This is a genomic window from Pseudomonas sp. P97.38 (assembly GCF_001269745.1).
Lineage (GTDB): Bacteria > Pseudomonadota > Gammaproteobacteria > Pseudomonadales > Pseudomonadaceae > Aquipseudomonas > Aquipseudomonas chlororaphis_E.
Genome location: NZ_LHVJ01000011.1, coordinates 124,056 through 136,849, shown reverse-complemented (window position 1 = coordinate 136,849; position 12,794 = coordinate 124,056). Strand labels below are relative to the sequence as shown.

At 64.8% G+C, this 12,794-nt stretch carries 8 protein-coding genes; 7 read left to right on the top strand and 1 reads right to left on the bottom strand.

What is annotated here, in order from left to right; translation table 11 throughout:
* Window positions 1–437: 437 nt before the first annotated feature.
* Complete coding sequence (locus AD664_RS06225) at window positions 438–3,104, bottom strand: excinuclease ABC subunit UvrA (RefSeq protein WP_053145201.1); 2,667 nt, start codon at window positions 3,102–3,104, stop codon at window positions 438–440.
* Window positions 3,105–3,310: 206 nt separating this feature from the next.
* Between AD664_RS06225 and AD664_RS06220 the strand changes: the two genes are divergently transcribed.
* The 7 genes from AD664_RS06220 (at window position 3,311) to AD664_RS06190 (ending at window position 12,730) form a co-directional block, all read left to right on the top strand.
* The gene (locus AD664_RS06220) at window positions 3,311–4,774 is read left to right on the top strand and encodes a hypothetical protein (RefSeq protein ID WP_053145199.1); all 1,464 of its coding nucleotides are present in this window, start codon (window positions 3,311–3,313) and stop codon (window positions 4,772–4,774) included.
* Window positions 4,775–4,951: 177 nt separating this feature from the next.
* Window positions 4,952–7,102 carry a transcriptional regulator NosR gene (gene nosR / locus AD664_RS06215; protein WP_053145550.1) on the top strand — a complete coding sequence of 717 codons (2,151 nt, stop codon included), beginning with the start codon at window positions 4,952–4,954 and terminating at the stop codon, window positions 7,100–7,102.
* Between the two features lie 54 nt (window positions 7,103–7,156).
* A complete protein-coding gene (gene nosZ, locus AD664_RS06210; RefSeq protein WP_053145197.1) occupies window positions 7,157–9,085 on the top strand; it encodes a TAT-dependent nitrous-oxide reductase in 1,929 nt (642 codons plus the stop codon).
* Window positions 9,086–9,111: 26 nt separating this feature from the next.
* Window positions 9,112–10,431, top strand: a complete 1,320-nt coding sequence (locus tag AD664_RS06205) for a nitrous oxide reductase family maturation protein NosD (protein WP_053145196.1) — start codon at window positions 9,112–9,114, stop codon at window positions 10,429–10,431.
* Window positions 10,428–11,345, top strand: a complete 918-nt coding sequence (locus tag AD664_RS06200; RefSeq protein WP_053145194.1) for an ABC transporter ATP-binding protein — start codon at window positions 10,428–10,430, stop codon at window positions 11,343–11,345. Before AD664_RS06205 ends, AD664_RS06200 begins: the two co-directional genes overlap by 4 nt.
* Window positions 11,342–12,172 (top strand): ABC transporter permease, encoded by an 831-nt coding sequence (locus AD664_RS06195; protein ID WP_053145192.1) that lies wholly within the window; start codon window positions 11,342–11,344, stop codon window positions 12,170–12,172. The genes AD664_RS06200 and AD664_RS06195 overlap by 4 nt, the downstream gene beginning before the upstream one ends.
* A 30-nt stretch (window positions 12,173–12,202) precedes the next feature.
* Complete coding sequence (locus AD664_RS06190; protein WP_053145190.1) at window positions 12,203–12,730, top strand: nitrous oxide reductase accessory protein NosL; 528 nt, start codon at window positions 12,203–12,205, stop codon at window positions 12,728–12,730.
* Window positions 12,731–12,794: the final 64 nt, after the last annotated feature.

The window sequence follows — 12,794 nt, the reverse complement described above, 5'->3', positions numbered from 1 at the left end:
GCAGACCAACCCGGTCCACCCCTCAAAGCCTGCCGCTTCCGCTTTTCTGTGGCGAGGGAGCTTGCTCCCGCTGGGTCGCGAAGCGGCCCCCTTGGGTTTTTGGTGCAGTCAATCGGAGAGAGCGTGGCCAGCACTTTTGGGGCCGCTGCGCAGCCCAGCGGGAGCAAGCTCCCTCGCCACGGGTGACGCAGGGTACGGACCTGTGGCTAGGGGATTTCGCGGAGCAGAGCAACCCGGTTCACCCCCAAAGCCTGCCGCTTCCGCTTTTCCGTGGCGAGGGAGCTTGCTCCCGCTGGGTCGCGAAGCGGCCCCCTTGGGTTTTGATGCAGTCAATCAGATAGCGCGCGGGGCGAGCACTTTTGGGGCTGCTGCGCAGCCCAGCGGGAGCAAGCTCCCTCGCCACGGGCGCCCCCAGTTTTTTTGTGGCGAGGAACTGGTCATCGGGTTGATGTGCCGGGTTGCAAGGCTCGGCCCAGGAATGGGGCGGTGCGGCTTTCCTGGCATTGGGCGACTTTGGCCGGTGTGCCGCACACCACGACGTTCCCGCCCTGGGTCCCGGCGCCCGGGCCGATGTCGATGACCCAGTCGCTTTGCGCCACGACCCGCATGTCATGTTCCACCACGACCACCGTGTGGCCCTCATCCACCAGGCGATTGAGTTGCACCAGCAAGCGGTCCACGTCCTGGGGGTGCAAGCCGTTGGTGGGTTCGTCCAGCACGTACAAGGTGGCGCCCCGGGCCTTGCGTTGCAGTTCCGTCGCCAGTTTGATGCGCTGCGCCTCGCCGCCGGACAGTTCCGTGGCCGGCTGGCCCAGGCGCAGGTAGCCCAGGCCGATGTCCTGCAACACTTGCAAAGTGCGCCGCGCCGCTGCTTGTTCGGCGAACACGTCAAGGGCCTGGTTCACGGTCAGTTGCAGCACCTGGGAAATGTCCAGGCCTTGCCAGCTGACTTCCAGGGTCTGCGGGTTGTAGCGCGCCCCGTGGCAAGTGGGGCAGGGCGCGTACACGCTGGGCATGAACAGCAATTCGACGCTGACGAAACCTTCGCCCTCGCAGGTCTCGCAGCGGCCCTTGGCGACGTTGAAGGAAAACCGCCCGGCATCGAACCCCAGCGCCTGGGCCTGTTGCGTGGCCGCGAACAGTTTGCGCACGTGATCGAACAGCCCGGTGTAGGTGGCGAGGTTGGAGCGCGGCGTACGGCCGATGGGTTTCTGGTCTACCTGGACCAGCCGCTTGATCCCCTCGAGCCCGGCGGTCACATGCCCGCCGCTGGTTTGCACGGGTTCGTCCTCCAGGCTCTGTTCCTCGGGTTCGGCGTTGGCGCTGGCCTGGCCCAGGTGGGTGCCCACCAGGTCCAGCAGGGCCTGGCTCACCAGGCTGGATTTGCCGGAGCCGGAGATGCCGGTCACCGCCGTGAAGCAGCCCAAGGGAAAGGCGGCGCTCAGGTTGTCGAGATTGTTGCGGGTGATGCCCTCCAGGCGCAGCCAGTCCTTGGGTGGCCGAGGGGCACGGGGGCTCGCGGTGTCTTCGGCAAAGAGGTAGGCGCGGGTCCGCGAGGCCTGCACTTGCCCAAGCCCCTGGGGCGGGCCGCTGTAGAGGATGTTGCCGCCTTGTTCGCCGGCGTCGGGGCCGACGTCGATGAGCCAGTCGGCGCGGCGCATGGTGTCCAGGTCGTGCTCGACCACAAACACCGAGTTGCCGGCGGCCTTGAGCCGTTGCAGGGCATCGAACAGCGCCTCGCTGTCGGCCGGGTGCAGGCCGGCGGAGGGTTCGTCGAGCACGTAGATCACCCCGAACAACTGGGAATTGAGCTGGGTTGCCAGGCGCAGGCGTTGCAGCTCGCCGGAGGACAGCGTCGGCGTGCTGCGTTCCAGGGCCAGGTAGCCGAGGCCCAGGTCGATGAGCGTGACGATCCGCTCCAGCAACTCGGCGGCGATGCGCTGGGCCGCCAGGCGTTTTTCCAGGGACAGGTTGTGGGTGTGTCGTGCGTCCGGTCCTCCGGCGTGCGGGTTGTCGCCCCGGGCGGCGCGCTGCTCGCGGGCGGCCCGGGTTTGCTGATGGGTGAGCACCGCGCCCGGTTCTTCGGCTTGTTCGAGGTAGTCGGGGGCCAGGACGCCCTTGAGCACCTCGGCCAGTTCCAGCAATGGCAGGTGCGACAGTTCGGCGATGTCTCGGCCGGCAAAGGACACCGTCAGCGCCTGGCGCTTGAGGCGCTTGCCTTCGCACACGGGGCAGGGGCTGGCGCGCATGTATTGGGCCACGCGTTTGCGCATCTGCGCGCTTTGCGAATGCATGAAGGTGTGCAGCAGGTAGCGCCGGGCGCCGCTGAAGGTGCCCTGGTAGCTGGGTTCGAGCTTGCGTTTGAGGGCGGCGCGGGTCTGGGCCGGGGTGAGCCCGGCGTACACCGGGACCGTGGGGGTTTCTTCGGTGAAGAGAATCCAGTCGCGTTGCTTTTTCGGCAGGTCCCGCCAGGGCACATCGACGTCATAGCCCAGCGTGACGAGGATGTCGCGCAGGTTCTGCCCCTGCCAGGCCATGGGCCAGGCGGCCACGGCCCGCTCGCGGATGGTCAGCGAAGGGTCCGGCACCATGGACGCTTCGGTCACCTCATACACCCGACCCAGGCCATGACACTCCGGGCAGGCACCCTGGGGCGTGTTGGGGGAGAAGTCCTCGGCGTAGAGCATCGGTTGATCGGCCGGGTAGCTGCCGGCACGGGAATAGAGCATGCGGATCAGGCTCGACAGGGTGGTGACGCTGCCTACCGAAGAACGGGCGCTGGGCGTGCCGCGCTGTTGTTGCAGGGCCACGGCCGGTGGCAGGCCTTCGATGCTGTCCACGTCCGGCACGCCCACCTGGTCGATCAGGCGCCGCGCATACGGCGCGACGGATTCGAAGTAGCGGCGCTGGGCCTCGGCGTAGAGCGTGGAGAAGGCCAGCGACGATTTACCGGAGCCCGACACACCGGTGAACACCACCAGAGCATCGCGTGGAATGTCGACATCGACGTTCTTGAGGTTGTGTTCGCGGGCGCCGCGCACCCGGACACAACCGGCGCTTTCGGGCAAGGACGAGGGGGAGGCGGGGCCGGAGCGGGAGGGCATGGAGTTTCCTTGTGTGCGTCTGCTTGAGGCGTCGTGGCTTTCGGGGCTTTTGTGACGTGGCGTGATGGATCGGCTGAAGAATGCAACCTGAGTCACAGCCCTGACAATAATGCGACCGGGTTCAACCGTTCTCGTGCGATAAAAATTTACTCGGGCCCCGGGAGATGAGAAAAGCATTTTCAGTTTTCCCAGGATACGGACCTCCCATGCCTCGATCGAAGCTTCTGACTCAACTGTTTGTTGCCCTGCTGGCCGCCGCGGCGCTGTGGTACATGTGGACGATCACCAGCGCCAAGCTGGATTGGGGCGGCGACAGCCCAGGCCGGCAAGACGTGGGCGCCGTGAAAGACACCCGCCAGCGGGCGATGAGCCAATATTGCACAGGCGTGGTCGCGACCCCGAAAGGCACCTGGCTGGTCGGGCGCCTGGAAGGCGATGCGCAAATGTTGCAGCCTGCGGCCGAGGTCGTGAACCTGGACACCGTGGTCTACGGCAAACCGAAGGAGACCGAGGCCGCGCAGGACGCTAGCGCCTTCAGCGTTTTCTCGGCGCGGGAGACAGAAACCTCATTCATCTCACGGCTCGACGCCCAGGGGCAGTTCCAACTGGTAGCCCATGTCAGCGGCGCCGCGTGCTTGGTCGCCAGTCCCGATGGCGCCAGCCTGTTCCTGCTCACCGGCCTGGACCGGCCCGACGCGTGGACCACTGACGGTCCGCGGCAGACGGTTGTCCTGCGCAGCGATGACCAGGGCAAGCAGTGGACAGGGTTGGAGCAAGGCTTCTTCGCCGAGGCCGATCAGGTGGCCTGGAGCCTCGATCCTTATTTTCACGGATCGGATGAAGTGTGGGCCTGGGGCTCGTTGAGCGCGATGGACGCAGAGGTGCCCGGTGGCATCGCTACCGGCGTGTTCTATTCGGCCGATCGCGGCGCAACCAGCACCCCGATCGTCACCGCCGAATCGCTGCTGGTGACCGCCCAGTACGCCCATGACCAGCGACCTGACATCGTGCAGTGGCACACCGACTCGCAGGATCGGGGCGAAATCCGTGGTCACGTCATTCAGGTCGATGGGCAGCGCGCGTTCATCTGGTTGTCCCAACGTTTTTGGGGCAGTCATCCGGATGGCAAAAGCGACAACGTCGCGGTCAATGTCACGACGCGGGCCGAGTTGCAACGCCAGGCCGGGAAGTGGCAGATGGTGGCCAGGCAGCGTGACGACAACCTGTTTATCGATGCACTGGCGCAGAACGAGGCCGGGCGGGTGTTTGGCCTGATCGACCAGGGGCATCAGGGCCAGGACGTCGTAGCCGAGTTGGACACCGGCACACTGAACTGGCGCCCCACGGGCGAGTTGCCCAGCGTGTTTGCGCCCCTGGCCTCGGACAGCCGCTTGCGCGGCGATGGCTTCTGGGTCGGGCAAAACACCTTGCTGATCAACACCAGCAGCGAGCATCACCCACCGCGTTGGCTCTACTGGTGGTCGGACGCCAGCATTTCCGCGGACGGGGTGTTTTACTCCACGGACTGGGGCGGTTCCTGGCACAAGCTGAATGTGGACGGCTACCTGGGGGTGCTGGGTTTCCAGCCGGGCCAGGATCGGGTGTTCTGGGCCAAGGGCAATTGGTACGACAACAATGACCTGGGGATTTACGCCTATGGGTTGCATTGAGGGGACTTGCTCGCTGTAGGGAATGGGCCTGGTGCACTGGGGGTGCTTCGCACGCAGGCTTGCGACAGCGGTTTTTTAGCAAGTTGATTTCAATCAAGGGCCAAAAAAAGGCAGGCCCCTAGGATGTTCGCCAAGATCCTGTCCTAAGCCCTGGCGTCCATGACCCCTTCCTTTGCGATGCTGCACCTGTTCCGCCACTGGCTGGGTGGCCTGTTGGTTTTCCTGCTGCTGTTCGCGGGCTTCGTCCAGGCCAAGGACTACGGGGACATCCAGCAGCAGCGCATCCACCATGTGCTGGGCCAGAGCGACGCGATCTCCGAGCCTGAAGGCCCCTACAAGGTGCGCACGTTGTCGGCGGCGGGCAAGGTCGTGGGCTACGTGTTCCAAAGCCTCGACGTGGTGGACATCCCGGCCTATTCGGGCAAGCCAATCAACGTGCAGGTCATCCTCGATCCGGCCGGTGTGATCCTCGACGCCTACGTGCTCGAACACCATGAGCCGATCCTGTTGATCGGCATCGCCGAAGAAAAACTTCACGCCTTCAGCGCGCGCTACAGCGGCATCAAGGTCAGCCAGCGAGTGGTGGTGGGGCACTCCAGTGACCCGAATGCGGTGACGGTGGATGCCATTGCCGGTGCCACCGTGACGGCGATGGTGGTCAACGAGGTGATCATGCGCGCCGCCCACGATGTCGCGGTTGCCCTGGGGTTGGTCAAGGGCAACGCCGGGTTGACGGTGGCACCGGCCCGCGTGCGTGAGGACAACTTCGAACCCGCCGACTGGGCGACGCTGACCGGCAGCGGCGCGGTGCGTCGTCTGCACCTGACGCGAGGCCAGGTCGACGCGTCGTTCAAGGGCACCGAGGCCGAGCAGGTGGAAGTCGCCAGCGCCGAGCAGGCCGACGACACCTTCATCGACTTGTACGTGACCCACCTCAACCCGCCCACCATCGGCCGCAACCTCTTGGGCGAGGGCCCATACCGCACGCTGATGAGCGAACTCAAGCCGGGCGAGCAGGCCATCGCGGTCATGGGCAGCGGGCGCTACTCGTTCAAAGGGTCGGGTTATGTGCGCGGCGGGATTTTCGATCGGGTGGTGCTGCGCCAGTTCGGCGACACCATCAGCTTCCGCGACCTGGACTTCCAGCGCCTGGACGATGTCGCCGCCGACGACATGCCGGCTTTCGATGAAATGGCGATTTTCATCATCCGCGCCACCCATCGCTTCGACCCCGGCGCGCCCTGGAGCCTGGAGTTGCTGGTGCGCCGCCAGACCGGGCCGGTCAGCGGTACGTTCAGCAGCTTCGAGCTGGCCTATCAACTGCCCGAAGCCTACCTGGAACGGCCGTTGCCCAGCGCCGAACAACTGGCTGCGGCGCAGGAGGCCAGCCGGCCGATGTGGTTGACGCTGTGGTACCAGAAAAGTCTGGAGATCAGCCTGCTGGGGGCGGCGTTGCTGGTGCTGACCGTCATCCTGTTCTTCCAGGACGCCCTGGCCCGGCGGCCGACCCTGCTGCATTGGGTGCGCCGCGGCTACCTGGTGTTCACCGTGGTGTTTCTCGGCGGCTTCGCCCTGGCCCAATTGTCGGTGGTCAACGTGCTGACCTTCGTCCATGCCCTGTTCGAAGGCTTCCGCTGGGAGCTGTTCCTCACCGACCCGTTGATCTTCATCCTCTGGGTGTTCACCGCCGCCAGCATCCTGCTCTGGGGGCGTGGGGTGTTCTGCGGCTGGCTGTGCCCGTTCGGTGCGTTGCAGGAGTTGATCAACGAGCTGGCGCGCAAATTCAAGGTGCCCCAGTACGAACTGCCATTCGCGGTCCACGAACGGTTGTGGGCGCTCAAGTACATCATTTTGCTGGTGCTTTTCGGCGTTTCGCTGGAGTCGATGGCCACCGCTGAACGCCTGGCCGAAGTCGAGCCGTTCAAGACCGCCGTCACCCTGCGGTTCGACCGCCAGTGGTGGTTCGTGGCGTATGCCCTGGGCCTGCTGGTGGTCAACCTGTTCACGCGCAAAGTCTATTGCCGCTATATCTGCCCGCTGGGCGCGGCCCTGGCGATGCCGACACGCCTGCGCCTGTTCGACTGGCTCAAGCGCCGCAAGGAGTGCGGCAACCCCTGCCAGTTGTGCGCCAAGGAATGCGAGATCCAGGCGATTCATCCCGACGGCCACATCAACGCCAACGAATGCCACTACTGCCTCGACTGCCAGATGACCTGGCACAACGAAAACAAATGCCCGCCGCTGATCAACAAGCGCAAGAAACGCGGCAAGGCCGCGGTGGCTGATCCCCAATTGATTCCCGTGGTGCAGGTGACCCCGGCGCCTTGAGGCACCTGGAAAAACCCGCCCCCTGACCCTTTCATTCTTGATGGAGCACACAGCATGAGCGACAAGAAAAACGCCACGCCGGACGTGGTGGAAGAACCGCGTGGCGTGAGCCGGCGCAGTTTTTTGGGCACCGGTGCGGTCACCGGCGCCGTGCTGGCCGGTGCCACGGCGCTGGGCGCCGGCACCTTCACCCGCGAGTCATGGGCGGCGGCCGCCAAGGAAGCCAAGGAGGCCAAGTCCAAGGTCCATGTCGGCCCCGGTGAACTGGACGAATACTATGGCTTCTGGAGCGGCGGTCACCAGGGCGAAGTGCGGGTGCTGGGCGTGCCGTCGATGCGCGAGCTAATGCGCATCCCGGTGTTCAACGTCGACTCGGCCACCGGTTGGGGCCTGACCAACGAAAGCAAGCGCATCCTGGGGGAGAGCGCCAAGTACAAGAACGGTGACTGCCACCACCCGCACATCTCCATGACCGACGGCAAGTACGATGGCAAGTACCTGTTCATCAACGACAAGGCCAACTCCCGGATCGCGCGCATTCGCCTGGACATAATGAAGTGCGACAAGATCCTCACCGTGCCCAACGTGCAGGCGATCCACGGTCTGCGCCTGCAGAAGGTGCCCTACACCAAGTACGTGTTCGCCAACGCCGAGTTCGTGATCCCGCATCCCAACGATGGCCATACCTTCGACCTGCAGGACAAGAACAGCTTCACGATGTTCAACGCCATCGATGCCGAGAAAATGGAAATGGCGTTCCAGGTGATCGTCGACGGCAACCTGGATAACTCCGATGCCGACTACACCGGCAAATACGCCGCCAGCACCTGCTACAACTCCGAGAAGGCCTACGACCTGGGCGGCATGATGCGCAACGAGCGCGACTGGGTGGTGGTGTTCAACATCCCGCGGATCGAAGCGGCGATCAAGGCCGGCAAGTTCATCACCCTGGACGGTTCCAAGGTGCCGGTGGTCGATGGTCGCAAGACCGACGGCAAGGACTCTGAATTCACTCGCTACATCCCGGTGCCAAAGAACCCCCACGGCTGCAACACCTCGTCCGACGGCAAGTACTTCATCGCCAACGGCAAGCTGTCGCCGACTGTCTCGATGATTGCCATCGACCGCCTGGATGACCTGTTCGAAGGCCGCTACAAAGACCCTCGGGAAGTGATCGTCGCCGAGCCGGAACTGGGCCTGGGGCCGTTGCACACCACCTTCGACGGGCGCGGCAATGCCTACACCACGTTGTTCATCGACAGCCAGGTGGTGAAGTGGAACATGGACGAAGCCATCCGCGCCTACAAGGGCGAGAAGGTCAACTACATCAAGCAGAAACTCGACGTGCAGTACCAACCCGGGCACAACCATGCGTCCCTGACCGAGACCAGCGAGGCGGACGGCAAGTGGCTGGTGGTGCTGTGCAAGTTCTCCAAGGACCGCTTCCTGCCCACCGGGCCGCTGCACCCGGAGAACGACCAGTTGATCGACATCTCCGGCGAAGAAATGAAGCTGGTGCACGACGGCCCGGCCTTCGCCGAACCCCACGATTGCATCCTCGCCCGGCGCGACCAGATCAAAACCCAGAAAATCTGGAACCGCAACGACCCGTTCTTCGCCGAGACGGTGGCATTGGCGAAAAAGGACGGCATCAACTTGGAGACCGACAACAAGGTCATCCGCGATGGCAACAAGGTGCGGGTGTACATGACGTCGATGGCGCCGGCCTACGGCTTGACCGAATTCACCGTCAAGCAGGGCAACGAAGTGACGGTCACCATCACCAACATCGACCAGATCGAGGACGTGTCCCACGGCTTTGTCATGACCAACCACGGCGTGAGCATGGAAATCAGCCCGCAGCAGACGTCCTCCATCACCTTCACCGCCGACAAGGCCGGCCTGCACTGGTACTACTGCAGCTGGTTCTGTCACGCCCTGCACATGGAGATGGTCGGTCGCATGCTGGTTGAAAAAGCCTGAGTCGGCCGAACGAGGAGACAGGCCCAATGGCCGGGAAACCGCAGCAACCCACGGGCCGCGCGTGCCAACCGGTCATAGCGCTGATGCTGGGCCTGTTATCGGGCGGCGCGTTCGGCGCGCCGCAGCCGATCACCGATCTGCCCTTGCAGGCCGAGGGCGACCAGCAATGGCGCCTGCCGGCGGGGCAGTACCGGGGCTCGTTCAGCGTCGATCAGCCGATGACCCTCACCTGTGCGCCGGATGCGGTACTGCTGGGGCAGGGCGAGGGCAACGGCTTGATCATCCAGGCGCCGAACGTGCGCATCCAGGGTTGTACGTTCCTGGACTGGGGCCATGACCTGACGGCGATGAACGCCGCGGTGTTCATCAAGCCTGTCGCCCAAGGAGCGGTGGTACGTGGCAACCGGATGCAGGGCCAGGGCTTCGGCATTTGGGTCGATGGCACACGGGACGTCAGCCTGATCGACAACCGCATCCAGGGCGACGCCAGCCTGCGTTCCCAGGACCGGGGCAACGGCATCCACCTGTATGCGGTCCACGGGGCCCAGGTCATCGGCAACCAGGTGCGCGACACCCGCGACGGCATCTACATCGACACCTCCAACGGCAACCTGCTCCAGGGCAATGTCCTGGAGGACCTGCGCTACGGCGTGCATTACATGTTCGCCAACGATAACCGCCTGCTGGACAACGTCACCCGGCGGACCCGCACCGGTTATGCGCTGATGCAGAGCCGCCAGTTGACGGTCATCGGCAATCGCTCCGAACAGGACCAGAACTACGGGATCCTGATGAACTACATCACCTATTCAACCCTGCGCGACAACGTCGTCACCGACGTGCGCGACGGGTCCACCGGCGACACCATGATCGTCGGTGCCGAGGGCAAGGCCCTGTTCATCTACAACTCATTGTTCAATCGCATCGAAGGCAATCATTTCGAGCGCAGCGCGGTGGGCATCCACTTGACCGCCGGCTCGGAGGACAACCGCATCGCCGGCAATGCCTTCGTCCATAACCAGCGCCAGGTCAAGTACGTCGCCACCCGCCTGCAGGAGTGGTCGGCAGACGGGCGCGGCAACTACTGGAGTGACTACCTGGGGTGGGATCGCAATGGCGACGGCCTGGGAGATGTGGTCTACGAGCCCAACGACAACGTCGACCGCCTGCTGTGGCTGTACCCGCAGGTGCGGCTGTTGATGAACAGTCCGGGCATCGAATTGCTGCGCTGGGTACAGCGAGCCTTCCCGGTGATGAAATCCCCCGGGGTGCTGGACAGCCATCCGCTGATGGCGGCGCCGGTCCAACCCCCACCACGCAACAGGGCTCAGGAGGACGCGTCTTGAACGTCGTCGAGATCGAAGGCGTCAGCCAGCATTATGGCGACGTTGCCGTGCTGCACGGGCTGAACCTGAACCTGGCCCAGGGCGAAGTGCTCGGCCTGTTCGGGCACAACGGTGCGGGCAAGACCACCACCATGAAGCTGATCCTCGGCTTGCTGCGGGCCAGCGAGGGCCAGGTGCGGGTCTTCGGGCGCGAGCCCTGCGACCCGAGTGTGCGACGCCTGCTCGGCTACCTGCCGGAGAACGTCATGTTCTATCCGCAGTTGAGCGGGCTGGAGACGTTGCGTCATTTTGCCCGGCTCAAGGGCGCGGCGCCGGAGCAGGTCGAACGGTTGCTGGAGGAGGTGGGCCTGGCGGACGCGGCCCGGCGCCGGGTGCGGACTTATTCCAAGGGCATGCGCCAGCGCCTCGGGCTGGCCCAGGCGTTACTCGGCCAGCCGCGGTTGTTGCTGCTGGACGAGCCCACCGTGGGCCTGGACCCCATCGCCACCCAAGACCTCTATCAGCTGCTCGATCGTCTGCGTTGGCAGGGCACCAGCATCATTCTCTGCTCCCATGTCCTGCCGGGGGTCGAGGCCCACATCAATCGCGCCGCGATCCTCACCCGCGGGCGCCTGCTGGCCCTGGGCAGCCTGGCCCGGCTGCGCAAGGACGCCGGCCTGCCGACCCTGATCCGGGCCTCGGGCCTGGCCCGCGCCGAGCAGTTGCAGCAGCACTGGCGCAGCGAAGGGCATTTCACCCAGGGCTGGGGCGCCGAAGGCTTGCAAGTGTCGGCGCCGGACGGCAGCAAGCTCGCACTGTTGCGCCAGCTGCTGGCGCAGCACAACCCGACCGACGTCGAGATCAAGCCGCCGTCCCTGGAGGACTTGTACCGCCATTACATGGTCCGTGCAGCCAGCGAGGAGGTCCATCAATGAACCCGATCCAGACCATGGCCCGCAAGGAGTTCTGCGACGGCCTGCGCAATCGCTGGTTATTGGCGATCAGTCTGCTGTTCGCCGTGCTGGCCATCGGTATCGCCTGGCTGGGCGCCGCGGCGTCGGGGCAGTTGGGCTTCACCTCGGTGCCGGCGACGGTGGCGAGCCTGTCGAGCCTGGCGACCTTCCTGATGCCCCTGATCGCCTTGCTGCTGGCCTATGACGCCGTCGTCGGCGAGGACGAAAGCGGCACCTTGCTGCTGTTGCTGACCTACCCGTTGGGGCGCGGTCAGTTGCTGCTGGGCAAGTTCGTCGGACACGGCCTGATCCTGGCCCTGGCGACGTTCATCGGTTTCGGCTGCGCGATGCTTGCCATTGCTCTGTTGGTGGATGACGTCGAACTGAGCCTGCTGCTCTGGGCTTTTGGGCGCTTCATGGTGTCCAGCACGCTGCTGGGGTGGGTGTTCCTCGGCCTGGCCTATGTACTGAGCTGCCTGTCGGCGGAGAAATCCACCGCCGCCGGGTTGGCCCTGGGGGTGTGGTTCTTCTTCGTGCTGGTGTTCGACCTGGCGTTGTTGGCGCTGCTGGTGCTGAGCGAAGGGCGCTTCAACCCGCAACTGTTGCCATGGCTGCTGCTGTTCAACCCCACCGATGTTTATCGGCTGATCAACCTGTCCGGTTTCGATTCGGCCAACCACGGCGCCGCCGTGCTGACACTGGGCAGCGATCTGCCGGTATCGGCGCCCGGGCTGTGGATGTGCCTGGTGGTGTGGATGGCCGTGCCGTTGTGGCTGGCCTATCGGCTGTTCCAGCGCCGGTGCCCGTGAAAGTCTGATCTTGATAAGGAGCCTGCAACGATGAACAGGGTGTATTCCAAGGCGAGCCGCCTGCTGGCCGGGATGCTGGTGTGCCTGGCACTGGTGGCGTGTGACCAGGCCGTGCCGCCAGCGGCCGGCGAGGCGCCGCTGGCGTTCCATCGCAGTGACGAGTGCCATGTATGCGGCATGGTCATCACCGATTTTCCCGGGCCCAAGGGCGCGGCGGTCGCGGCCGATGGGGTGAAAAAGTTCTGCTCCCCGGCGGAGATGCTCGGCTGGTGGCTGCAACCGGAAAATCACCGGGCCGACGTCAAGCTGTTCGTCCATGACATGGGCCGTAGCCACTGGGACAGCCCGGACGACGCGCACCTGATCGACGCCCGCAGCGCCTATTTCGTGGTCGGCTCCGGGCTCAAGGGCGCCATGGGCGTCGTCCTGGCCTCGTTCGCCGAAGCCCAGGCCGCGCAGAAGCTGGCAACCGAGACCGGCGGCCAGGTCCTGCGCCTGGAGGACATCGACCAGAAGGTGCTGGGGCAGGCGGGAGGCATGTCGCCGATGAGTCACTGAAGTTGCGGTAGCACCTGAATCGGGTGGCACGACAATGAGCTGCACGGCAGTCGTGGCGAGCGAG

What these genes read in the sequence shown, in the direction of transcription:
- AD664_RS06220 (WP_053145199.1), top strand. Translation starts at nt 3,311, where the DNA reads ATGCCTCGATCGAAGCTTCTGACTCAACTGTTTGTTGCCCTGCTGGCC.
- AD664_RS06205 (WP_053145196.1), top strand. Translation starts at nt 9,112, where the DNA reads ATGGCCGGGAAACCGCAGCAACCCACGGGCCGCGCGTGCCAACCGGTC.
- nosZ (WP_053145197.1), top strand. Translation starts at nt 7,157, where the DNA reads ATGAGCGACAAGAAAAACGCCACGCCGGACGTGGTGGAAGAACCGCGT.
- nosR (WP_053145550.1), top strand. Translation starts at nt 4,952, where the DNA reads ATGCTGCACCTGTTCCGCCACTGGCTGGGTGGCCTGTTGGTTTTCCTG.
- AD664_RS06195 (WP_053145192.1), top strand. Translation starts at nt 11,342, where the DNA reads ATGAACCCGATCCAGACCATGGCCCGCAAGGAGTTCTGCGACGGCCTG.
- AD664_RS06190 (WP_053145190.1), top strand. Translation starts at nt 12,203, where the DNA reads ATGAACAGGGTGTATTCCAAGGCGAGCCGCCTGCTGGCCGGGATGCTG.
- AD664_RS06225 (WP_053145201.1), bottom strand. Translation starts at nt 3,104, where the DNA reads ATGCCCTCCCGCTCCGGCCCCGCCTCCCCCTCGTCCTTGCCCGAAAGC.